This window comes from Umezawaea tangerina (genome assembly GCF_003002815.1).
Taxonomy (GTDB): domain Bacteria; phylum Actinomycetota; class Actinomycetes; order Mycobacteriales; family Pseudonocardiaceae; genus Umezawaea; species Umezawaea tangerina.
On record NZ_PVTF01000004.1, the window covers coordinates 598,656 to 621,199 of the forward strand.

The window sequence follows — 22,544 nt, forward strand, 5'->3', positions numbered from 1 at the left end:
CCAGCCCCGTCGGCGCCCTCCGCTGCGCGTTGTGCACCGGAGGACACCGACGGGTGCGGGAACGGCCCGTGCCGAGCCCTACTGGAGGACGATCAGCAGGTCCCCGCCTTCGACCTGCTGCACGGCGCGCACCGCGAGCCGCTGCACCGTGCCCGCCTTGGCGGCGGTGATCGAGGCCTCCATCTTCATGGCCTCGATCGTCGCCACGGTCTGGCCCGCCTCGACCTGGTCGCCCTCGGCCACCGACGGCGTGACGACACCGGCGAACGGCGCGGCGACGTGGTTCTGGTTGCTCCGGTCCGCCTTCTCCGCGGCGGGGATCTCCGCGGCGATGGACCGGTCGCGCACCGAGATCGGCCGCAGCTGGCCGTTGAGCGTGGCCATGACCGTGCGCATGCCGCGCTCGTCGGCCTCGCCGATGGCCTCCAGGCCGATCAGCAGCCGCACACCGGGCTCCAGGTCGACCGAGTACTCCTCCCCCGGCCGCAGGCCGTAGAAGAAGTCCTTGCTGCGCAGCACGCTCGTGTCGCCGTACTGCTCGCGGTGGGCCAGGAACTCCTTGGTGGGCGCCGGGAACAGCAGCCGGTTGAGGGTGGCGCGGCGGTCGTCGTCCAGCCCCCGCGCGTCGGCGTCGGACAGCTCCTCGACACCCTTGGGGGCCGGGCGGCCCTTCAGCGCCTTGGTGCGGAACGGCTCCGGCCAGCCGCCGGGCGGGTCGCCCAGCTCGCCGTGCAGGAACCCGATCACCGAGGCCGGGATGTCGAACTTGCCGGGGTCGGCCTCGAACTCGGCGGGCGTGACACCCGCGCCGACCAGGTGCAGCGCGAGGTCGCCGACGACCTTGGACGACGGGGTCACCTTCACCAGGTGGCCGAGCATCCGGTCGGCGGCGGCGTAGACGGCCTCGATGTCCTCGAACCGCTGGCCGAGGCCGAGCGCGACGGCCTGCGTGCGCAGGTTGGACAGCTGGCCGCCGGGGATCTCGTGCTTGTAGACGCGGCCGGTCGGCGAGGGCAGGCCCGACTCGAACGGCGCGTAGATCCGCCGGGTCGCCTCCCAGTACGGCTCCAGGTCGCAGACCGCCTCCAGGTCGAGCCCGGTGGCGCGGTCGGTGTGGTCGGTCGCGGCGACGATCGACGACAGCGCGGGCTGCGACGTCGTGCCCGCCATCGACGCCGCGGCGCCGTCCACCGCGTCCACGCCCGCCTGGATCGCGGCCAGGTAGGTGGCCAGCTGGCCACCGGCCGTGTCGTGGGTGTGCAGGTGCACGGGGAGGTCGAACTCCTTGCGCAGCGCGGTGATCAGCCGGGACGCGGCGGGCGCGCGGAGCAGGCCCGCCATGTCCTTGACGCACAGCACGTGCGCGCCCGCGCCGACGATCTGCTCGGCCAGCTTGAGGTAGTAGTCGAGCGTGTAGATCCGCTCGTCGGGGTCGGACAGGTCCGAGGTGTAGCAGAGCGCCACCTCGGCGAGCGCCGTCCCGGTCTCGCGCACGGCCTCGATCGCGGGCCGCATCTGCTCGACGTCGTTGAGCGCGTCGAAGATCCGGAAGATGTCGATGCCGGTCTTCGTCGCCTCCTGCACGAACGCCGACGTCACCGCCGCCGGGTACGGCGTGTAGCCGACCGTGTTGCGGCCGCGCAGCAGCATCTGGAGGTTGATGTTCGGCACGGCCTCGCGCAGCTGCGCGAGCCGCTCCCACGGGTCCTCGGCGAGGAACCGCAGCGCCACGTCGTAGGTCGCGCCGCCCCACGCCTCCAGCGACAGCAGCTCGGGCGTCAGCCTGGCCACGTGCGGCGCGACGGCGAGCAGGTCCTTGGTGCGCACCCGCGTCGCCAGCAGCGACTGGTGCGCGTCGCGGAACGTCGTGTCGGTGACGCCGACCGCGCGGCTGTTGCGCAGCCACGCGGCGAAGCCCTCCGGACCCAGCTCGTCGAGCCGCTGCTTCGACCCGGCCACCGGCTCCGCGCCGAGGTCCGCGAGCGGCAGCTTGTCGCGCGGGTCCACGCTCGCCGGGCGCTCGCCGTTCGGCTTGTTCACCGTCACGTCGGCCAGGTAGGTGAGGATCTTCGTGCCGCGGTCGGCGGAGTGCCGGGCGGTCAGCAGGTGCGGGCGGCGCTCGATGAACGACGTGGTGACGCGGCCCTCGTAGAAGTCCGGGTCGTCCAGCACCGCCTGGAGGAACGGGATGTTCGTGGACACGCCGCGGATGCGGAACTCGGCGACCGCGCGGCGGGAGCGGGCCACCGCGGCGGCGAACGTGCGGCCGCGGCAGGTCAGCTTCACCAGCATCGAGTCGAAGTGGGCGCCGATGGCCGTGCCCGCGCCGATCGTGCCGCCGTCGAGCCGGATGCCGGAGCCGCCGGGCGAGCGGTACGCGCTGATCACACCGGTGTCCGGGCGGAAGCCGTTGGCCGGGTCCTCGGTGGTGATGCGGCACTGCAGCGCCGCGCCGCGCAGCTGCACGGTCTCCTGGCTGAGGTTGAGGTCGGCCAGCGTGGAGCCGCTCGCGATGAGCATCTGCGACTGGACCAGGTCGACGTCGGTCACCTCCTCGGTGACCGTGTGTTCGACCTGGATGCGCGGGTTCATCTCGATGAAGACGTAGTTGCCGTTCGGGTCCAGCAGGAACTCGACGGTGCCCGCGTTGCGGTAGCCGATGTGCCGGGCGAACGCGACGGCGTGGGCGCACATCCGGTCGCGGATCTCCGGCGCCAGGTTCGGCGCGGGCGCGATCTCGATGACCTTCTGGTGGCGCCGCTGCACCGAGCAGTCGCGCTCGAACAGGTGGATCACGTTGCCCTCGCCGTCGGCGAGGATCTGCACCTCGATGTGGCGGGGCTCGACCACGGCCTGCTCGATGAACATGGTCGGGTCGCCGAACGCCGACTCGGCCTCGCGCATGGCCGCCTCGAGCGACTCGCGCAGCGTCGACGGGTCCTCGACCCGGCGCATCCCGCGACCGCCACCGCCGGCGACGGCCTTCACGAACACGGGGAAGTTGATCCCCTCGGCGGCGGCGAGCAGCTCCTCCACGTCGGCCGACGGCGCGGACGACTCCAGCACCGGCAGCCCGGCCTCGCGCGCGGCCGCGATGGCGCGCGCCTTGTTGCCGGTCAGCTCCAGCACCTCGGTCGGTGGGCCCACGAACGTGATGCCCGCGTCCTTGCACGCCTGCGCGAGCTCGGGGTTCTCCGACAGGAAGCCGTAACCGGGGTAGACCGCGTCGACACCCGCCCGGCGGGCGGCCTTCACGATCTCCTCGACGGACAGGTACGCGCGGACCGGGTGCCCCGGCTCGCCGATCTGGTAGGACTCGTCGGCCTTCAGCCTGTGCAGCGAGTTGCGGTCTTCGTGCGGGAAGACCGCGACCGTTCCCGCGCCCAGTTCGTAGGCGGCTCGAAACGCCCGGATCGCGATCTCGCCGCGGTTCGCGACAAGGACCTTGCGGAACATAGCGGCGTTCCCTCCCGGCTGGCTCGACTGGGTCGCTTTGTTTGAGTCAGCGGAACGTTACCGTGCGCTTCCCGCCCCTCGGGAGTTCCATCCCACGTGACGGACGTCATCTCGATCGGTTCGCGGCACGGTCAAGTCGCGCGTGCGCCCCCGTCGTGAGCTGGGGCCATGCCCCGAGAGTGTGCCGCAGCGCAGGCCCGCGCGCAGCCCCTGGCGGTAGGGGTCCTGTTAGCGGCGGATCACCCGTCCGTTACCAACGGTCACCGAAAGCGGTGGAGGTTGCGTCGAATGCAGTAGGTGTGGCCGTCTTCACGGCGGTACCCATCCGAAGGTCCGATGGGTTGCGCCAACGCGGTGGCGTTCACCGCATCGAATCACTAACAGGTCGGAAACCTCGGTAGTGTTGCCCATATGGCCGCGCCCGATGGGAATGGGCAGACAGCTGCCCGCACAGCTCACTTCGACGTCGTCCTGCGTGGTTACAACCAGCGGCAGGTCAACGAACGCGTCACCCGGTTGGAGTTCGACCTCAAGAACGCCAACCGCAGCCGTGACGCCGCCGCCGCCCAGGTGGCGGAGCTGTCGAAGGTGGTCGCGGGCACGAGAGCCGAGCTGGACAAGGTCAAGACGCAGCTGTCCAGCCTCGCGAACAGCCCCATCAGCGCCTCCAACGTGACCGAGCGCGTCCGCATCATGATGGGCCTCGCCGAGGAGGAGATCGCCGACATCCGCAAGGCGGCCGTCGACCACGCGAACGCCACCCGCGCCGAAGCCGACCGGTTCGCCGCCGAGCAGAAGGCCCTGCACCAGCGCAAGCACGGCGAGACCGAGGACCGGCGCAGGCAGCTGGAAGCCCAGCACCAGCAGCACCGCATCGACCTCGACCAGAAGTTCGAGCAGCGCAAGGCCGAGCTGGAAGCCGAGCACAAGGAGCTCCGCACCAAGCTCAACACCGAGCAGCAGGAGCTGAAGGCCAAGCTCTCCGCCGAGCACAACGCCCTCATGGCGGAGACGCGCGCGGAGACCGAACGGGTCACGACCGAGTACGACGCGAAGGCCGCCGACCTGGAGAAGAACCGGGTCGCCCTGGAGCAGAAGTACAAGAAGTACCACGACGACCTCGACAAGGAGTACGACGAGCTGCGCACCAAGCTCAAGAAGGAGCACGAGCAGCTCGTCGTGACGGCGAAGGTCGCGGCGGAGAAGATCGTCACCGACGCCGAGGCGCGCAAGGTCGCGGCCGAGAAGTCCCTGGCCGAGTCGCTCGCCGCGAAGAAGGCCGAGTCGGAGAAGCTGCTCGCCGAACTGGAGTCCGAAGCCCTGGCGAAGGTCGAAGCCCTCACGACGTCGGCGGCGGCACGGGCCGAGAAGACGGTGAAGGACGCGGACGAGCACGCGGGGCGGCGGGTCACCGAGGCGAACGACCGGGTGACGGCTTTGCGGACCATGCACCAGACGTTGACGGAGCAGTTCGCGGCGGCGCAGGCGGCGGTGTTGCAGGCCGTGTCGGTGCTGGGGCCGTTGCCGGAGGATCCGCATGTGGGGTCTGGGAGTGCCGGGGCCAAGGCTGTGGATCCGGATTCGCCTACGGCGAAGTTGCCGATCCAGAAGAAGGCCAAGGACGCTTGAGGGTTGGGCGGGTCGCTGTGAGTTGTCCACAGGGGCTGGGGTTGTCCACAGCTGAGGTGCGTGTTCCTCTTCGGAGCCCCTACCCCCGGTAGACTGGCCTCGGGGCCGTCCCCCGGTGAGGGTGGGGGATGTTATGGGTTCGCGCGTGTGAGGGACGGGGCTGCACCCCGGTCGCCGAGTGTTCTATGACCACTGCCGCTTGTCAAGACGATAAGGCTGTCTTGACAAGCGGCAGTGGTCATAGAGGTGGCTTCTCGTCGGGGTGCGTGGGGGGAGTGTGGGTGGGGAGGGCATCCGACGCTCCGCGACGGACACTGCATCCTCGGCTGCGCCGTCGGACAGGGCATCCTTGCTGCGCTGCGGACAAGGCCCCAGGCGCTCCGCGCCGGATGGGCGCTGGCGGGCTGCGCCCAACGACGGATCCTCGGCTGTGCCGTCGGAAGGGAAGGCATCCTTGCTGCGCGTTGGACTGGGCGGCTGGAGCCTGTGGTCACGGTAGGGGGCCGGTGGCGTAGCGGACTTGGCATTTGCCGGTGGAGTCGTAGTCGCTGGTGAGTTCGAGGACCTCGTGGCCGTCGGGTGAGGTGACCAGTGATGGGTGGTAGTTGGGGCAGTTGACGTCTCGTGCTTTGGGTACCGAGATGGGGGCGGGGGCTTCGTACCAGGGGCCTTGGGTGTTGTTGTCGCTGATGAAGAGGGTGCTGCCGTTGCCTTCGTCGATCTTGCCGTCGGGGGTCATGAGCATCTGTCCGATGAGGACGATGCGGCCGCCGGGGGCTAGTTCGATGGTGGGGGTGTGGGCGAAGTAGCGGCCGTTGCGGCTGTGCAGGCTGGTGCCGGGGTTGGTGGGGTCGCCCCAGTCCGAGCCGTTGGGGGAGGTGCGGAAGTGCGGTTCGCAGAAGTACTGGCCGCGTTGGCCGCAGATCTCGTAGGTCATGAAGTAGGTGCCGTCGGGAAGGCGGCGGACGTGGGGCATGCCGGGGCGGTAGCCGCGTGGTGTCAAGGCGACGGTGGTGATGCGGTCGGACCAGGTGGTTCCATCAGGCGAAGTGGTGCGGACGAGCATCTGGCTGTGGTCGGGGGAGGTCTCGTCGGCGTAGTGGCAGACCAGGTGGCCGTCCGCGTCGACCGACAGCTCGGGTTCCCAGATGCCGTGGCCGTCGGGTGAGGTGGCGCAGGTGGACAGGTAGCGCCAGGTGGTGCCGTGGTTGTCGCTGCGCCAGATCCGCAACGTCATGCGGCCGCGGAGGTGGCCGGTGGTGCCGGCCCACAGGAGCGTGCCCTTCGGCAGCTTGCCGACGCGGCGGGGCAACTCGTAGAGGTGGGCGCAGCACAGGCCGCGGTCGGCCTCGGGGTCGGTGATGGTGGCGACCTTGCGGAACGTGCCGCCGTCGGCGCTGCGGTAGATGTCGGCGACACCGGTGCCGTCACCCCAGTGGTCGGCGCTGGCGACGATGTTCCCGTCGCTCAACCGGATCGCGTGCGGGTAGCGGGACTCGCCGTCGCTCAGCAGCTTCGGCTCACGGCTCGCGCGCGCGGGTGCGACCAGGACGGTGGTGAGCAGGAGCAGGACCAGTGGCAACGTGGGGATGCGGCGCACGGGCGGGACGCTAGATCACCGGATCGGGCGGATCGGGGCGCAACGCCAGACCCGAACGTGGGACCAGTTGGGCGATTTCGGCGGTGATCGGGTCGCGCCAGGCTGGTGGTGATGACCACCAACCAGCACCGCCACCTGAACCAGGCCTTGATGGGCATCCCCCGTCGTTCGGAGAGCACCGACCGGTACACGCTCGCCACGACCTACGTCAGCGCGGGGTCGTTCTCCGCGATGCTGCACTCGACCGACCACCAGGTCCTCTACGGGCGGCGCGGTACCGGGAAGACGCACGCGCTGCTGTACCTGAGCGACCAGGTCGACCGCGCCGGGGACCTGGTGGTGTACCTGGACCTGCGCACGATCGGCTCCGCGGACGGGATGAACGCCGACAGCGCGGTGAGCGCGGCGGTGCGCGGCACGCACCTGCTGGTGGACACGCTGGAAGCGGTGCACGACGAGCTGCTGGCGATCGCGGTCGACCAGGAGGTCGACCTGTTCGCCCCGCTGGACGCCTTGGCGGAGGCGGCGACCGCCGTGGAAGTGGTCGGCGAGGTCGAGCAGGAGTCCAAGAGCGGCGGCACCAGCGAGAGCAGGCACGGCTTCGAGGTGAGCGCGACGCCGTCGGCGAAGGTCACCGCGGAGCGCAAGCACACGGCGTCGGCCGAGCACCGCCTGCGGCGGACCGGGGTGGAGCGGCACCACGTGGTGTTCGGACCGCTCAGCCGAGCGCTGCGGGCCATCAGCAGGGCACTGGGAAGGCGGCGGCTGTGGCTGCTGCTGGACGAGTGGAGCAGCGTGCCGATGGACCTCCAGCCGCTGCTGGCGGACCTGCTGCGCCGCTGCGTGCTGCCGGTCACCGGCATCACGGTGAAGATCGCCGCGATCGAACGCCGCTCGCGCTTCGCCATCCCCGGCCCCGCGGGCGACTACGTGGGCATCGAGCTGGGCGCCGACGCGGCGACCGCGGTCAGCCTCGACGACTTCCTGGTGTTCAACCGCGGCCGCACCGACGCCCAGGAGTTCTTCGGCCAGCTCTTCTACAACCACTCCCTCGAACGGCTGACCCGCATGCCCGACGCGACGGCACCGGCGAACCCGGCCGAGCTCGTCGCGCACGCCTTCCAGCCCAACGCGTTCGACGAGCTGGTCCGCGCCGCCGAGGGCGTCCCGCGCGACGCCATCAACATCGCCGCGCTCGCCGCGCAGAACGCCCACCGGGAGCCCATCGGCCTCGCCGACGTCCGCCGCGCCGCCCGCGACTGGTACCTGCGAGACAAGCAGGCCGCCATCGACTCCATCCCGGACGCCCGCACCACGTTGCGCAAGCTCGTCGACGAGGTGGTCGGGAAACGGCGCTCGCGGACGTTCCTGCTGGAGCACTCCGCGGGCTCGGAGCACCCCGCGGTCGACGTGCTGTACGACGCGCGGCTGCTGCACGTGCTGCGCCGCGGCATCGTCGACAAGCACCACCCCGGCACCACCTACGACGGCTTCGCCATCGACTACGGCTGCTACGTCGCCCTGCTGCTCGACGGCGAGCTGCCGTCGCGCCCGCGCCACCGCGGCGGCTGGCTCACCTGGTCGCACGCCCTGCCGCCGGACGGTTTCGACTTCGGCGCGGAGGCGATCGACCTGTCCACGTTGGACTAGCTACTTCGGCAGCTGGTCGGCCGGAACGGTCTCGGCGGCGGGTGGCGCGGCGACGTCGACGGCGGCACCCCAGTCGGTGAAGCGGGTGGTGGAGCTCTTGACGACCTTGCCGTTCTGCTCGAAGCGGTACTCGGCCTTGAGCGGGAGACCGGTGTCGTCGACCCAGGCGAACGCGCTGATGGTGACGCCGTACTCGGCGAGCTGGGTGTGCTGGAGCTGGAGGTCCGGGTCGTCGAGCAGCTTGGCGATCTTCACCGTGTCCACGGCGATGTCGTAGCGGGTGACCGGGGTGCCGTCGAGCTGCTCGGACGCCTTGCGCAGCACCAGCGCCGCAGTCGGTTTCAGGTAGTCGAGCTCGGCGCCCGCCATGCCGCTGGGCCCGAAACCGCGCAGGAGCCCGGAGATCTCGCCCGCGTTGGCCTCGGTGTACTGCGCCCACTTCTTGCCCGTGGGCATCGCGGCACCGTCGAGGTGCGCGTACAGGCCGTCCTTCAGCACCACCAGGTCGATCTTGCGGGCCGCGCCGCCGGTGTCGATGCCCATGGTGAACGCGCCGAACACGCCGTCCGCGGTCTGGCTGATGGCGCCGTCCGCGGTGTTGCGCACCTCGGTGGACGCGCCGTCGGAGGCGAAGCCGTCGGTGTGGAACCTGGCCGTCCTCAGCTCCCCGCGGCGCTGCGCGATCCGCTCGGCCAGCACCGCCAGCTCGCCCTTCACCTGCGAGGTCGTCGGCGCCGGGGGCGGCGGGGTCGACCCGCAGGCGGCGAGCAGCACGAGCGGGATGGCGGCTAGCAGTCGACGGCGCACAAGGAGTCGATGCTAGCTCAGGCCTTCTCCAGGTACTCGGCCCGCTCCTCGTCCAGCAGGCCCGCGACCAGCCCCGCGAGACCGGGATGGGCCACGAGGTCCGGGTCGGCCTCGACGACCTGCTGCGCCTCGACCCGCGCCTCCCGGATCACGTCCTCGTCGCGCAGCAGCGACAGCATCTTCAGGCCGGACCGGCTGCCGGACTGCGCGGCGCCGAGGATGTCGCCCTCCCGCCGCAGCTCCAGGTCAAGCTGGGCCAGCTCGAAGCCGTCCAGAGTGGACTCCACGGCGCGGAGCCGTTCCATCGTCGACGTGCCGTCCGGCATCTCCGTCACCAGCAGGCACAGCCCCGGCGCGCTGCCCCGGCCGACGCGGCCGCGCAGCTGGTGCAGCTGGCTCACGCCGAACCGGTCCGCGTCCATGATCACCATGACGGTGGCGTTCGGCACGTTCACGCCGACCTCGATCACCGTCGTCGCGACCAGCACCTGCACCTCGTTCGCGGCGAACGCCCGCATCACCGCGTCCTTGTCCTCCGCGGGCAGCCTGCCGTGCAGGATCTCGATCCGCAGCCCCCGCAGCGGCCCCTCGGACAGCCGGTTCGCCACGTCCACCACCGCCAGCGGCGGCCGCCGGTCCGACCCGTCCTCCTTAGGCGGCTCCGGCCCGTCCTCGTTCTCGCCGTCGCCGATCCGCGGGCACACCACGTACACCTGGTGGCCCTTGGCGACCTCCTCGTGGATGCGCTGCCACGCGCGGGACAGCCACTGCGGCTTCTCCGCCAGCGGCACCAGCGACGTGCTGATCGGCGACCTGCCCTGCGGCAGCTCGCGCAGCGCGGACACCGTCAGGTCGCCGTACACCGTCATCGCCACCGTGCGCGGGATCGGCGTCGCCGTCATGACCAGCACGTGCGGCGACGCACCCTCCTGCGCCCGCCCGCGCAGCGCGTCCCGCTGCTCGACGCCGAACCGGTGCTGCTCGTCCACCACCACCAGCCCGAGGTCGGCGAACGTCACCTTGTCCTGGATCAACGCGTGCGTCCCCACCACGATCCCGGCCTCACCGGACACGATCTCCAGCATCGCCTTCTTCCGCTGCGGCGCGCTCATCGAGCCCGTCAGCAACGTCAACCGCGTCGCGTGCTCCGCCCCGCCGAGCTGCCCGGCCTGCGCGAGGTCACCCAGCATCTCGTTCAACGACCGCGCGTGCTGCGCCGCCAGCACCTCCGTCGGCGCCAGCATCGCGGCCTGCCGACCCGCGTCGACGACCTGCAACATCGCCCGCAGGGCAACCATGGTCTTCCCGGACCCGACCTCCCCCTGGAGGAGGCGGTTCATCGGGTGGACGCCGGACAGGTCGTGGGCGACCTCGTCGCCGATCTCCTGCTGGCCCTTGGTGAGCGTGAACGGCAGCCTGTCGTCGAAGGCGTCGAGGATCTCCCCCGGCCGCCTGGGGCACGCGGGGGCGGGGCGGGCGCCTGCGGACTGCCTGCGCTGCGCGAGGGCGAGCTGGACGGCCATCGCCTCGTCCCACTTGAGCCGCTGCTGCGCCAGCGTGATCATCGCCCAGCTGTCCGGCCGGTGGATGGCGCGCAGGGCGGCCTCCAGCGGCATCAGCGAGCGCGCCTCGCGCAGGTGGGCGGGCAGCGGGTCGGCAGCCTCTGGGACGCCGTCCCAGATGTCGAGGACCTGCTTGACGCAGTTGACGATGTTCCACGACTGGATGCCCTGCGCGGCCGGGTAGACCGGGATGAACGCCTGGGCGAAGCGGTCGGCCGACGACTCCGGGGCCTCGTCCTTGAGGACCTCGAAGTCGGGGTGGGCGAGCTGGAGCTTGTTGTTGAACCGGCCGACCTTGCCCGCGAACATGGCCTGCCGACCGGGCAGCAGCTCGGTCTCGGCGACGTGCGCGGGCGCGCCGAAGAACACCAGCTGCAGCTCGTTGGTGCCGTCGGTGATGGTCGCCTCGAACAGGTAGCCGCGCCGGTTCTTCATCGCGCGCTTCTTGCCCGTCTTGACCTTCGCCTGCACGGTCACGTGCTCGCCGAGCTCCAGGCTCGCGATCTCGGTCAGCTTGCCGCGCTCGTCGTACCGGCGCGGGTAGTGCCGCAGCAGGTCGCCGACCGTCAGCAGGCCGAGCCCGGCCTCCAGCGCGTCGGCGCTCTTCTTGCCGAGCACCGACACCAGCTTCTCGTCAAAGGTGGTCATCGCCGCCCATTCAACTACTCGACACCGACAAAGATGATGGTGTCCGGCTGTCCGCCTGGGTAGACGGTCAGCTCGACCTCCGGGTGGCTGTGCCGCAGGTGCCCTTCGAGCAGGTCGGCGAGGTCCGCGGGGGCGTCGGCGCCGAGGACGGCGGTGACCAGCTCACCGCCGCCGCCGAGCATCCGGTCGACCAGGCGGCACGCGAGGTCGCCGACGGTGTCGGCGGAGGCGGGGCCGGGTTCGATGAGGACGACCTCGCCGTCGAGCAGGCCGAGCAGGTCGCCCTTCGCCACCTGGCCGACCCAGGTGATGCCGTCGCGGTCGGACGCGGCCAGCTCGCCGCGGCGGGTGGCGGCGGCGGCCTCGGCCATGGCGACGACGTCGTCGCCCGCGCGGCGCGACGGGTCGTGCACGGCGATGGCGGCGAGCACCTGCACCGGGGACGCGGTCGGCACGACCACGACGTCCTGGCCGGCCGCGACGGCCTGGGTGACCGCCTCGTCGAGGTGTTCGCGCAGGTCCGGTGAACCGGGCAGCACGGTGACCTGCCTGGCGCGGGTGCTCACCAGCACGGCCAGCAGGTCGGCCCACGTCAGCGCCTCGACCTCGGCCAGGTCGACCACGACGGCGCCCTCGGCGCGGAACAGCTCGGCCGCGCCCTGGCCGCTGACCAGCACGACGACCGCGCGGTCGCGGACGAACCTGGTGGCCTGGGCGGTGATCTGGTCGGCGAACCTGGCCACGGTGATCCGGTGCGGGCGCCCGACGCCGATGCCCGCCTCGACGGCCGCGCCGATGTCGTTGCAGTGCACGTGGACCGTCCACAGCTCGGCGCCGTCGCCGACGACGGACACGCAGTCGCCGAGCCCGCCGAGGTCGGCCCGCAGCCGTTCCGCGCCGTCGTCGGTCACGCCGTCGAGCAGGTACATGACCTCGTACTCGAACTCGCTGGAGCCCGCCTCGCGGCCGGTGGTGAGCGACTCGGGCGTCCTGGGCAGCACCGGGACGACCTCGGTCACCTCCTCGCGGCCGGTGACGACCGCCGCGAGTGTGTCCAAGAGCACGAGCAGGCCGCGGCCGCCCGCGTCCACGACCCCGGCCTTGGCGAGAACGGCCAGCTGGCGCGGGGTGTCGGCGAGCGCGGCGGCACCGGCCTTCGCGGCCGAGGTGATGACGTTCTCCAAGTCGTCCGGGCCGTCGCCCGCGGCCTCGGCGGCGGCGTGCAGGACCGACAGCACGGTGCCCGCCACGGGCTTGGACACCGCGGCGGTGGCGAGCTCGTCGGCCCGGCGCAGCGCCTGCCGCAGCGCGCCGCCGGTCATCGTGGAGGCGCCCTGCACGGTCTCGGCGAGCCCGCGCAGCACCTGGGACAGGATCACCCCGGAGTTGCCCCGCGCCCCCGCCAACGCGCCCCTGGCCAGCGCCGCGAGCGACGTGCCCGCCGCGTCCCGCGCGTCGGCGGGGGCGCGCAGCAGGGCGTCCAGCGCGGATCTCATGGTCTGCAGCAGGTTCGTCCCGGTGTCGCCGTCGGGGACCGGGTAGACGTTGATGCGGTCGATCGCCTCGCGGTTCGCGTCCAGGGAGCGCACGCACGCGTCCGCCCACTGGCGCACCGCTCCGGCATCGAGGACCTGCATGGCGGGGAGCGTATCCACTCCGGCCGGCGGGCCCCCGGTTTGGTCGCTCGACCACCCACCGGTTACCCTCATCGGTGTTGCCATGCCCGGCTGAGGCTTGTGCACGCTTGCGCGCCCGCCGGGGCGTGAGTTCGAAATGAGCAACCCTAAGGAGTGGCTGACGTGGCTGCCGTGTGCGACGTCTGTAACAAGGGGCCGGGCTTCGGCCATTCTGTCTCGCACTCCCACCGGAAGACCAACCGCCGGTGGAACCCGAACATCCAGTCCGTGCGCGCGAAGGTTTCCTCCTCGCAGCGCCAGCGGCTGAACGTGTGCACCTCCTGCATCAAGGCGGGCAAGGTTGTGCGCGGCTGATCAAGCCCCGTGACGGAGGCCCGGACGCTACGGCGTCCGGGCCTTCGCCTTTGTCGGGGACGTGGTCAGCGCCGGGCCACCCGCCGCTTCCCGCTCCGGCGGAACAGCGCCCACCCCGACCCCGCAGCGCCTTCGCACATGATCAGCATCAGGCTCAGGGTGCTGTACAGGGAGGTGGGCTTCCCTCCCGAGGGAGGTGAGAGGCTCACTCCGATTCCTGCCAGGACCATGATGCCGCAGAACAGGCAGACCAGGCCCAGGACGACAGACTGGACGTGGTGCACCGCTGTCAACGCCTTGCCCGCCGCCCCTGTCGAATCGGGTTCCCGCACCTCGGCCCTCCACTTCCGGACCCGGATGGTGACGAACACCAAGAGGGCCGAGATGCCGAGGAAGACCACCGAGACCTGCCCTGCACCGGTCGTCGGCTTCTCCGTGAAGATGAAATCCGCCCCTGCCACGATCAGGATGTCGATCGAGATGGCCGTGAGCACGAGCAGCAGCGGGTACAGGGGAACGATCCGGTTCAGGTAGTACCCCGGCCCCACCTTGACCCGAGCCGTGGGACCACCCGCGTCGGGCGGCACCTCAGAGGGCGCCCATGGCCGCGTTGCGGGCTGGGTCGGTTCGACGGACGCCGGAGGCCGGGGAGTGGTCGCGTCGAACAGGCCGGACGGAACCGGTTCGGCCGTGACCGGAAGCGCGGCGACGACCGGTTCGGGAACCGGAACCGGGTCCACCACGACCGGCGGCACGACCGCGGGGACGATCCGCGGCGGAGACCTACGCAGCACCAATTCACCGCTGGTGTCTGCGGACACGAACTTGGGGACGGGTAGTCCCCGGTTGGACATGGCCGCCTGCAACGACCTGTGCAGCGAGCTGACGGTGAGCGGACCCGCACCGACCCTCGGACCGTTCTCCAGCAGTGAGATCAGTTCACCGGTGTAGGCGGTATGCCTCTCACCGGGCGGCGAGAGCGCCTTCTTGTTCTTCGGCACGGACGTCAGCACGGACGTGCCGGAGATCCTGATCTCACGCGGGTCGACGGCGGCGGTGGCCATGGTGCCGATTGCCATACCGGAGTAGCAGCAGTCGAGGATCAGCACGCGGGTCCGCGCCGAACTCTCCTCGATCACCTCTCTGACCAGTTCGAAGGGAACGGCGGTGGTTCCGAGGTTGTCCACCGTGGTGTCGCGGACCGCGAGGTAGAGGACGTCCTTCGAGTCGTGCCGGATGCCATGGCCCGCGTAGTAGACCAGCAGGAGGTCCTCGGCCTGCCTGGCCACCCTGCGCAGTCGTCCGACCAGGCTCGCCGGGGAGTCCGGGCTGTCGACGACGGTGCAGGAGGACAGGTCGAGGATTCCCGTGTCGGAATCGGTGAGCACCCGCCGGAGATCGAGCAGGTTGTTCCCGACGGCGGGCAGGTTCGGCAGGCTTTCCGAACGCTCGTAGTCCGCGGTGCCGATGAGGATCGCGCGAGATCGGGTCCGGTCGGGCAGATTCTCCACAACCATCACTCGTCGATGATCTTCGTGATCTGCTTGAGCACGGCATCGGCGTCCTCGGCCGAACCGCAGGTCAATTCCACGGTCGCCCCGGTTCCGGTGCGAATCGTCAACCGGACCCTGGACGCGCTGCGTCGCCTTTCCAGCCAGGCGAACAGCGAGGTGACGAAAACTCCCGCCGTTCCGCTGGTCACGATCGTGACGACGGATTCGAGGTCCGCCCCCATCTCGTCCGCCGCGATGGGGGCGGCGAGCAGTTCGACCCGCCCCCTGAACTCGTCCTCGTCCCGCAGCCAGCGGGCGAGCGACCTCAATTCCTCATCGGAATCGTCCGAGCTGATGGCAATGGAGGACGAACGCAACGCCGGTCTCCTGTATCGCTGGAACGCCCGTTCAGGACCGAACTGGGCAACGCGAGACAATACACCCCCGATATTCGATCCCGAAGCGCTTCCTCTATTCCACCACGACAAGAAAGAGGCCTTTCCGCACGAATGCGGAAAGGCCTCGGCGAGCGGGGTGTCGGGTTAGGGGAGCTTCCAGTCGATCGGTTCCGCGCCCTGCTTCTCCAGCAGCTCGTTAGCCCGGCTGAACGGCTTGGAGCCGAAGAAGCCGGCGTGCGCGGAGAGCGGACTGGGGTGGGCGGACTCGATGCACGGGATGGGGTCGAGGAGGGGGCGGAGGTTGCGGGCGTTGCGGCCCCACAGGATGGCGACCATGGGCTCGTCGCGGGCGGCGAGGGCGCGGATGGCCTGCTCGGTGACCTCTTCCCAGCCCTTGCCCTGGTGGGCGTTGGACTTGCCGGGCTCGACCGTGAGGGACCTGTTGAGCAGCAGGACGCCCTGCTCGGTCCACGGGGTCAGGTCGCCGTTGGAGGGCATGGGGTAGCCGAGGTCCTCGACGTACTCCTTGTAGATGTTGACCAGGCTCTTCGGGATGGGCCGGGTCTCCGGGGACACCGAGAAGCTCAGGCCGACGGCGTGGCCCGGTGTCGGGTACGGGTCCTGGCCGACGATGAGCGCGCGCACGCTGTGGAAGGGCTGCTTGAAAGCGCGCAGCACGTTCTCGCCCGCGGGCAGGTAGGTGCGTCCTGCGGCGACTTCTGTTCGCAGGAACTCGCCCATTGCGGCGATGCGGTCGGAAACGGGGGCGAGGGCTTCAGCCCATCCGGTTTCCACGATCTCGTTCAGGGGACGTCCAGCCACAGCGCGTGACCCTATCTCAGTCGAGTCGGCGCAGTTCCTTGCGGTACAAGGCGATGTTGGCGACGTACTTGTCCACCGCGAACTGCCAGGCGCGTTCGGGCACGACGTGGCCGGGGCGGACCTTCGCGGGCACGCCGAGCGCCATCGACCTGGTGGGGACGTGCCCCTCGAACGAGACCACCGCGCCCGCGCCGACGATGGCGCCCTCCTCGACGACGGCGCCGTTGAGCACCACCGACCCGGAGGCGATGAGGCAGCGGTCGGCGATGGTCGCGCCCTCGATGTGGACGTTGTGCCCGATGACGCACTCCTCACCGATCTGGGTGGGGTGCACCTCGGTGCAGTGGATGACGGTGCCGTCCTGCACGCTGGTGCGCGCGCCGATCTCGATGCGCCCGTAGTCGCCGCGCAGCACGGCCTGCGGCCACACCGACGCGTACGCGGCGATGCGGACGTCGCCGATCACGGTGGCGTCGGGGTGCACGTACGCCTCCGGGTGGATCTCCGGCTCGTACTTGCCCAGCGCGTAGATGGCCACGCGTCCTCCTCTGTGCGGTGGGGTCAGCCGACGTGCCGGACGCGGATTCCACGCGAGAGCACGGGGTTCGACCAGCCATGACCGTAGAGCACGCCGTCCAGCGGGTCACCGGCCTCGTTCTCGTCGAGCACGGCGGACCCGCGCGGCACGCCGAGCAGCGCGCTGTGCGGGCCCGCGGGCACGCCGGTCAGGGCGCGCGGCAGGTACTGGCGGGTCAGCACGTGGCCGTCGCTGGGCCGGACGACGACCCACGGCGTGGTCAGGCCGACCGGGGCGGGCACGAGCCGGACCGGGATCCACTGTGGATCGCCCGCGAGCACCGCGCGGGCGCGGCGGGTGTAGAACCGTTGCCACCACTGGACGAGCGGCGCGGTCGTGGGCGGCGACGGCGGTTCGGCGTAGTCCGGGTCGACCAGCGCCGAGGTGCCCGCCGGGTGCTCCTGCCGCAGTGCCACGGGGTCCGCGCCCGCGACGCGCAGCAGCGGCGGCCGGGCGGGGACGAGCTCGGCGGCGAACGGGATCCCGTCGGCGCGCAGCTGGCCGGGCGCGTCGCCGGAGGCCACCCGGAACACCTGCCGCACCGAGCCGCCGCGTTCGTCGGCGAGGGCGACCACGGGCACCACGCGCGGCAGCCGCGGCGAGGAGACCCAGCGGACCTGCGCCCACACCGGTTCGGCGGGCGCGGGGGCCGGGTCGTCCGCGAGCACGGGCTTGCCCGGCGGTGCCACGAAGCCGGGCCGCGCGATCAGCCAGAACAGCACGCCGAACACCGCGCCGGTGAGCAGCGCCAGCCACGCGCTGCCGCCCGCGAACCAGGTCAGCACACCGACCACCACGGGGACCACGAGGGCCCAGCCGGTCTCCCAGCCGCGCCGCAGGGTCCGCTCGCTGAGCACCAGCGGTCGGTCGGGCCACTCCACCGCGGTTCTCCCCCCGAAGATCGAGAGGCCAACGTACCGCCGACAACCCGTTCGGAGCAGCGGCTGACCGGGTGGTCAGCCGCCGGTGGCGCGCAGGGGCTTGGCGAAGCAGAGGCTGTCCGCGTGGTCGCGGTAGGTGCCGAAGTTGGGCATCCGCTCGTACCCGCTGCTCCCGTACAGCGCGATGGCCTCGGGCTGCACGGCGCCGGTCTCCAGGACCATGCGGGTGCGCCCGGCGGCGAGCGCCGAGCGCTCCAGGTCCGCCAGCACCGCCCTGGCCAGCCCGCGGCCGCGGGCGGAGTCCACCACGTACATGCGCTTGATCTCGGCGTCGCCCGCCACCAGCGGTTCCTCGGGGGTGCCGTCGTGGGCGCGCCAGCCGCCGCACGCCACCGGGACGCCGTCGAGGTAGCCGACGACGAAGTAGCCGCGGGGCGCCGTGAACTCCTCCGGGGCGACCGGGGTGATGTCCTCGTCGCCGTACCGCTCGACGTAGACCTGCTGCACGGCGGTGATCAGCTTGACGGCGTCCGGATGGTCATACGCGACCGTGCATAGTTCCATGCCGTCGAAGGTACCTAGCGCCAGTGCTCCCAGCCAGGGGGTTTTTCGTACCCGCGGCCGTCCACCGTCACGCCGTCGCCGGGCCGCACCGCGCCGATCACCTGCCAGTCCTCGGGCACCGCGGCGGCGTCCGGGAACGTGGCGGCGAGCGCGTGGTCCTCACCTCCGGTGAGCACCCAGTGCCGCGCGTCGGCGCCGAGCGCGGACGCGACGTCGATCAGCCGCGGGTGGACCTCCAGCAGCTCCGTGCGGATGTCGATGCCGACGCCGGACGCGGTCGCGATGTGCCCGAGGTCGGCCAGCAGGCCGTCGGAGGTGTCGATCATCGCGGTGGCTCCCGCGGCGGCGGCCTCCGGACCGGAGGGGTACGGCGGTTCGGGCGAGCGCTGCGCGCCGACGACGGCGACCGGGGAGCGGAAGCCGCGGCTGAGCACGGCCAGCCCGGCGGCCGCCCAGCCGAGCTTGCCGCACACCGCGACGATGTCGCCGACCTGCGCCCCGGACCGGACGACCGGCTCTAGTCCATTGAGGTCCCCGAGCGCAGTAATGGAGATCACCAGTGTCTCGGAGCTCACCATGTCGCCACCGACCACACCGGCCCCGGCGACGGCCGCCTCCTGCCACAGGCCTGCCGTGATGCCGTCGACCACGCTCGCGGGCGTGTCGGCCGGGCAGGCCAGTCCGATGAGGAGCGCGGTCGGCATCGCGCCCATGGCGGCGATGTCGGCGAGGTTGACCGCGGCGGCCTTCCGCCCCACGTGCTCGGGGGATGACCAGTCGAGTCTGAAGTGGACGTTCTCGACGAGGACGTCGGTCGAGGCGACCACCCGGCCGTCCGGGGCGGCGACGACCGCTGCGTCGTCACCCGGCCCGAGCAGCGTGGTGGGCGGCTGCGTCCGACCGGCCGTCACTCGGCGGATGAGACCGAACTCACCCACTTCAGCGACCGTGTCCGCGTCCTGCGGCGGGTCCGGACGCAAGATTGCCTCCCATTCTGAGCATTCGGAACTCCAACTGCGGTACGTTGCTGGTCAAGTTCCTACCCCGACCTAACCTGTCGCGACGAAGGGGCACGCCGTGGTGCACGCATACATCCTCATCCAGACCGAGGTCGGGAAGGCAGCCGCCGTCGCGGGCGAGATCTCCGGCATTCCGGGGGTTTCCACCGCGGAGGACGTGACCGGTCCGTACGACGTGATCGTCCGGGCGGACGCCGAGACCGTCGACCAGCTCGGCCAGCTCGTGGTCGCCCGCATCCAGAACGTGGAGGGGATCACCCGGACCCTGACCTGCCCGGTGGTCCATTTGTAGCGACGTGCTGTCATAGCCCTGTGCCACAGGATCAGCCGACCGAATCCGAGCCCGTCTCGTCGTTGCCCCGACCGCTGCTCGCCGTGGCCATCGGCCTCCCGGTGCTGCTGGCGGTCGCGGTGGCGGCGGTCGGGCTCGTCCTCGGCACGTCGGGTGCCGCCGACCCGGCCTCGCCGTCCGCCGACAACTCGCGCCCGCTCGCGCTCGTGCCGGTGAACGCGCCCGCCGCTGAGTCCCCGGACTGCACGACGCTGCTGGGGAAGCTCCCGGTCAGCGTGGTGTCGGACGGGGCGACGCTGCCGCGCCGCGAGCTCGCCACGCCCGCGCCCGCGGGCGCTTTGGCGTGGGGTGACGCGGACCACTCGCCGCTGGTGCTGCGCTGCGGCCTGGAACGGCCGGGCGAGCTGTCGCCGACCGCCCAGCTGCGGGTCGTCTCGGACGTGCAGTGGCTGGAGGTCCAGGGCGGCGAGTCCTCGACCTGGTTCGCCGTCGACCGGCCGGTGTTCATCGCGCTCACCGTTCCCTCGGACGCGGGAACGGGGCCCCTGCAGGACGTGTCGACGACGATCCGCGACACGCTCCCGAAGGGCCCCGTCCAGACGCAGGGCTGAGCACGGGTCAGCGCAGGCCGGTGCCGCGCGCGATCGCGGTGTCCACGAGCGTGGTCAGCAGGGTCGGGTAGTCGACCCCGGTGACCGCCCACATCCGCGGGTACATCGAGATCGGCGTGAAGCCGGGCATGGTGTTGATCTCGTTGATCACCAGCTCGTCGTACTCGGTGACGAAGAAGTCCACCCTGGACAGGCCCTGGCAGTCCAGCGCGCGGAACGCCGTGACGGCCATCGCGCGCAGCCGCTCGGTGAGGTCGTCCTCCAGCTTGGCCGGGATGTCGAACTCGCACACGTCGTCGAGGTACTTCGAGTCGAAGTCGTACCAGTCGACCGAGCCGCCGACCACGCGCAGCTCCGCGGGCAGGGACGCCTCGACCCGGCCGTCGGGGAACTCCAGCACACCGCACTCGACCTCGCGGCCGACCACGGCGGCCTCGACGATCACCTTGGGGTCGGTCTGCCGGGCGAACGCGATGGCGTCGTCCAGGTGCCCCCAGTCCACGACCTTCGAGATGCCCACGGACGACCCGGCGCGGCACGGCTTCACGAACACCGGCAGGCCGAGGCGGTCGCGCTGCTCCTGGGTGAGCGTGGCCTGGCCGCGCTTGAGCACCTCGAACGTGCCCACCGGCAGGCCCTCGGCCTGGAGCAGCTTCTTCGTGTACTCCTTGTCCATGGACACCGCGCTGGCCAGCACGCCGGGACCCACGTAGGGCACGTCGGCGAGCTCCAGCAGGCCCTGGATCGTGCCGTCCTCGCCCCACGCGCCGTGCAGCAGCGGGAAGACCACGTCCACGCCCCCGACCACGACACCGGGCTCGGTGGGCACCAGCTCGCCGCCGCCCGCGGGCACGAGCGAGGCCAGCGTCGGCATCTCGCGGTCCTTGATCGTCAGCGCGACCTGGTCGTCGGCGCCGATCACCCACGCGCCCTCGGCGGTGATGCCGACGGGGACGACCTCGAAGCGGTCGCGGTCGAGGTTCGGCAGCACGCTCCCGGCGGAAACGCAGGAGACGGTGTGCTCGGTGCTCCGGCCGCCGAACACCACGGCAACCCTGGTCTTGCGCTGTGTCATGAGGCCCGAGACTACCCGGACGGGTTACCCGTTCGGAGCAGCGCCGATGACCAGCTCGGCCAGGAGCGGGAGCACCGAGGTCAGCTGCTCGCGCGAGCACGCGGCGTAGCCGATGGCGACGCCGTGGACCCTCGGCCGCCCCGCGTGGTGCCTGGCCAGGCCGTCCAGCCGCAGGCCGCGCCGTTCCGCGGCGGCCAGCAGCTCCACCTCGGCCTCCGCGGTCGGCACCAGCACGACGACGTGCGCGCCCGCGTCGTCGCCGAGCACCGGGATGCCCGCCGCGGCCAGCGACTCGACCAGCAGCGCCCGCCGTTCGGACAGCTCGCGGCGCAGCTTGCGCAGGTGCCTGCCGAGGTCGCCGTGCCGGGCCAGCTCGACGACCACGCGCTGCCCGGCGGGCGCGGGGCCGGTGCCGGTGCGGTCGCGGTGGGCCAGCACGGCGCTGGCGATGGACTCGGGCGCCACCATCCAGCCGGTGCCCAGCGTCGGGGTGAGGATCTTGCTGGTGGTGCCCAGGTGCACGACCACGTCCGGCGCGAGGGCGGCCAGCAGCGGCAGCGGGGCCACGTCGTAGCGCAGCTCGCCGTCGTAGTCGTCCTCGATGACCAGCCACCCGTCGCGGCGGGCCCGTTCCACCAGCGCGACCCGGCGGCCCGCGGACATCCGGCCGCCCATCGGGTACTGGTGGGCGGGCGAGCAGTAGACGACCCGCACCCCCTTGGGCACGCCCTCGACGAGCAGGCCCTCCGAGTCGACCGGCGCGGGCACGACCCGCATCCCGGCCGCGCGGATCGCGCCGACCGCGCGCTGGTAGCCGGGCTCCTCCACGGCGACCGCGTCACCGGGCTTGAGCACGGCCGCGGCCAGCTCGGTCAACGCCGCCGTCGTGCCACCGGTGGCCAGCACCAGCTCGTCGCGCAGCCCGCCGGGCACGGCGAGGCCGCGGTGCCGCAGCAGGTGCTCGGCCACGACCTCGCGGTACTCCGGCAGTCCCCCGCGCTGCGGCCGCAGCAGCGGCGTCGTGTCCGCCGCGGCCCGCCACGCGCGGCGCCAGGCCGCCTTGTCCAGCCCACCCGCCCAGGGCGCGCCCGGCGCCAGGTCGACCACCTCGCCGGGCACCGGCTCCGGGGCCGGTGGCCTGGTGCGCCCCTTGAGCGCGCCGGGCGGGGTCGTGGTGACGTAGGTGCCGGACCCGTGCCTGCCCGCGATCCAGCCCTCGGCGTGCAGCTGCTCGTAGGCCGCGGCCGTGACGGTGCGGCTGACGCCGAGGCGCTCGGCCAGCGCCCTGGTCGAGGGCAGCCGGTCACCGCTGCGCAGCCTGCCCTCGGCGGCCGCGGTGCGCATGGCGTCCGCGAGCTGCACGGCGAGCGGTTCGGACGAGGTGCGGTCGAGCGCGACGGGGAACGCGGTGTCGGACAAGTGGCACTTCCGAATCCTTCGGGATTGGTACTTCTAGAATGCCACTTTTT

The 22,544-nt window shown here is 71.6% G+C and carries 19 protein-coding genes; 5 read left to right on the forward strand and 14 right to left on the reverse strand.

The window, feature by feature from the left end; all coding sequences use genetic code 11:
* Window positions 1-78: 78 nt before the first annotated feature.
* The gene (locus CLV43_RS16850) at window positions 79-3,456 is read right to left on the reverse strand and encodes a pyruvate carboxylase (protein WP_106188097.1); all 3,378 of its coding nucleotides are present in this window, start codon (window positions 3,454-3,456) and stop codon (window positions 79-81) included.
* 411 nt (window positions 3,457-3,867) lie between these two features.
* On the opposite strand from CLV43_RS16850, the gene CLV43_RS16855 reads away from it, so the two are divergent.
* Entirely contained in the window at window positions 3,868-5,085 is a 1,218-nt protein-coding gene (locus CLV43_RS16855) for a coiled-coil domain-containing protein (protein WP_106188098.1), read from the forward strand.
* Between the two features lie 490 nt (window positions 5,086-5,575).
* Here CLV43_RS16855 and CLV43_RS16860 read toward each other — a convergent pair whose 3' ends face one another.
* Window positions 5,576-6,685 (reverse strand): exo-alpha-sialidase, encoded by a 1,110-nt coding sequence (locus CLV43_RS16860; RefSeq protein WP_106188099.1) that lies wholly within the window; start codon window positions 6,683-6,685, stop codon window positions 5,576-5,578.
* Between the two features lie 111 nt (window positions 6,686-6,796).
* On the opposite strand from CLV43_RS16860, the gene CLV43_RS16865 reads away from it, so the two are divergent.
* A complete protein-coding gene (locus CLV43_RS16865) occupies window positions 6,797-8,335 on the forward strand; it encodes a P-loop NTPase family protein (protein WP_106188100.1) in 1,539 nt (512 codons plus the stop codon).
* On the opposite strand, the gene CLV43_RS16870 is transcribed toward CLV43_RS16865, so the two are convergent.
* Genes CLV43_RS16870 through CLV43_RS16880 form a run of 3 tightly spaced genes read right to left on the reverse strand, consistent with a single transcriptional unit; the run spans window position 8,336 to window position 12,989 of the window.
* A complete protein-coding gene (locus CLV43_RS16870) occupies window positions 8,336-9,142 on the reverse strand; it encodes an SCO4651 family lipoprotein (protein ID WP_146174782.1) in 807 nt (268 codons plus the stop codon).
* A gap of 17 nt (window positions 9,143-9,159) precedes the next feature.
* Window positions 9,160-11,352 carry an ATP-dependent DNA helicase RecG gene (recG, locus tag CLV43_RS16875; protein WP_106188102.1) on the reverse strand — a complete coding sequence of 731 codons (2,193 nt, stop codon included), beginning with the start codon at window positions 11,350-11,352 and terminating at the stop codon, window positions 9,160-9,162.
* A gap of 14 nt (window positions 11,353-11,366) precedes the next feature.
* Complete coding sequence (locus tag CLV43_RS16880) at window positions 11,367-12,989, reverse strand: DAK2 domain-containing protein (protein ID WP_106188103.1); 1,623 nt, start codon at window positions 12,987-12,989, stop codon at window positions 11,367-11,369.
* Between the two features lie 162 nt (window positions 12,990-13,151).
* On the opposite strand from CLV43_RS16880, the gene rpmB reads away from it, so the two are divergent.
* The gene (rpmB, locus tag CLV43_RS16885; RefSeq protein ID WP_106188104.1) at window positions 13,152-13,343 is read left to right on the forward strand and encodes a 50S ribosomal protein L28; all 192 of its coding nucleotides are present in this window, start codon (window positions 13,152-13,154) and stop codon (window positions 13,341-13,343) included.
* A gap of 65 nt (window positions 13,344-13,408) precedes the next feature.
* On the opposite strand, the gene CLV43_RS16890 is transcribed toward rpmB, so the two are convergent.
* The 7 genes from CLV43_RS16890 to CLV43_RS16920 form a co-directional block, all read right to left on the reverse strand.
* Window positions 13,409-14,860 carry a caspase family protein gene (locus CLV43_RS16890; protein ID WP_106188105.1) on the reverse strand — a complete coding sequence of 484 codons (1,452 nt, stop codon included), beginning with the start codon at window positions 14,858-14,860 and terminating at the stop codon, window positions 13,409-13,411.
* Window positions 14,860-15,213: an effector-associated constant component EACC1 gene (locus CLV43_RS16895; protein ID WP_106188106.1), complete on the reverse strand. Its 354-nt coding sequence runs from the start codon at window positions 15,211-15,213 to the stop codon at window positions 14,860-14,862. Before CLV43_RS16895 ends, CLV43_RS16890 begins: the two co-directional genes overlap by 1 nt.
* Before the next feature lie 165 nt (window positions 15,214-15,378).
* Window positions 15,379-16,056, reverse strand: coding sequence for a uracil-DNA glycosylase (locus tag CLV43_RS16900; RefSeq protein ID WP_106188107.1), 678 nt, complete (start codon window positions 16,054-16,056; stop codon window positions 15,379-15,381).
* 16 nt (window positions 16,057-16,072) lie between these two features.
* Complete coding sequence (locus CLV43_RS16905) at window positions 16,073-16,594, reverse strand: gamma carbonic anhydrase family protein (RefSeq protein ID WP_106188108.1); 522 nt, start codon at window positions 16,592-16,594, stop codon at window positions 16,073-16,075.
* A gap of 23 nt (window positions 16,595-16,617) precedes the next feature.
* Window positions 16,618-17,514: a hypothetical protein gene (locus CLV43_RS16910; protein WP_106188109.1), complete on the reverse strand. Its 897-nt coding sequence runs from the start codon at window positions 17,512-17,514 to the stop codon at window positions 16,618-16,620.
* 75 nt (window positions 17,515-17,589) lie between these two features.
* Window positions 17,590-18,078 (reverse strand): GNAT family N-acetyltransferase, encoded by a 489-nt coding sequence (locus CLV43_RS16915; RefSeq protein WP_106188110.1) that lies wholly within the window; start codon window positions 18,076-18,078, stop codon window positions 17,590-17,592.
* A gap of 14 nt (window positions 18,079-18,092) precedes the next feature.
* Entirely contained in the window at window positions 18,093-19,058 is a 966-nt protein-coding gene (locus CLV43_RS16920; RefSeq protein ID WP_106188111.1) for a thiamine-phosphate kinase, read from the reverse strand.
* 97 nt (window positions 19,059-19,155) lie between these two features.
* Here CLV43_RS16920 and CLV43_RS16925 point away from each other — a divergent pair, with 97 nt between their 5' ends.
* A complete protein-coding gene (locus tag CLV43_RS16925; RefSeq protein ID WP_106188112.1) occupies window positions 19,156-19,389 on the forward strand; it encodes an Lrp/AsnC family transcriptional regulator in 234 nt (77 codons plus the stop codon).
* Between the two features lie 20 nt (window positions 19,390-19,409).
* Window positions 19,410-20,000: a DUF3515 domain-containing protein gene (locus tag CLV43_RS16930; RefSeq protein ID WP_106188113.1), complete on the forward strand. Its 591-nt coding sequence runs from the start codon at window positions 19,410-19,412 to the stop codon at window positions 19,998-20,000.
* A 7-nt stretch (window positions 20,001-20,007) separates the two neighbouring features.
* Here CLV43_RS16930 and CLV43_RS16935 read toward each other — a convergent pair whose 3' ends face one another.
* On the reverse strand, window positions 20,008-21,075 hold the full coding sequence (locus tag CLV43_RS16935) for a D-alanine--D-alanine ligase family protein (RefSeq protein ID WP_106188114.1): 1,068 nt from the start codon (window positions 21,073-21,075) through the stop codon (window positions 20,008-20,010).
* Between the two features lie 24 nt (window positions 21,076-21,099).
* Entirely contained in the window at window positions 21,100-22,494 is a 1,395-nt protein-coding gene (gene pdxR / locus CLV43_RS16940; RefSeq protein ID WP_106188115.1) for a MocR-like pyridoxine biosynthesis transcription factor PdxR, read from the reverse strand.
* Window positions 22,495-22,544: the final 50 nt, after the last annotated feature.

Excerpts from the sequence above, each read along its gene's own strand:
- CLV43_RS16850 (WP_106188097.1), bottom strand. The coding sequence starts at position 3,456 with ATGTTCCGCAAGGTCCTTGTCGCGAACCGCGGCGAGATCGCGATCCGG.
- CLV43_RS16855 (WP_106188098.1), top strand. The coding sequence starts at position 3,868 with ATGGCCGCGCCCGATGGGAATGGGCAGACAGCTGCCCGCACAGCTCAC.
- CLV43_RS16865 (WP_106188100.1), top strand. The coding sequence starts at position 6,797 with ATGACCACCAACCAGCACCGCCACCTGAACCAGGCCTTGATGGGCATC.
- recG (WP_106188102.1), bottom strand. The coding sequence starts at position 11,352 with ATGACCACCTTTGACGAGAAGCTGGTGTCGGTGCTCGGCAAGAAGAGC.
- CLV43_RS16880 (WP_106188103.1), bottom strand. The coding sequence starts at position 12,989 with ATGCAGGTCCTCGATGCCGGAGCGGTGCGCCAGTGGGCGGACGCGTGC.
- CLV43_RS16890 (WP_106188105.1), bottom strand. The coding sequence starts at position 14,860 with ATGGTTGTGGAGAATCTGCCCGACCGGACCCGATCTCGCGCGATCCTC.
- CLV43_RS16915 (WP_106188110.1), bottom strand. The coding sequence starts at position 18,078 with ATGGAACTATGCACGGTCGCGTATGACCATCCGGACGCCGTCAAGCTG.
- CLV43_RS16935 (WP_106188114.1), bottom strand. The coding sequence starts at position 21,075 with ATGACACAGCGCAAGACCAGGGTTGCCGTGGTGTTCGGCGGCCGGAGC.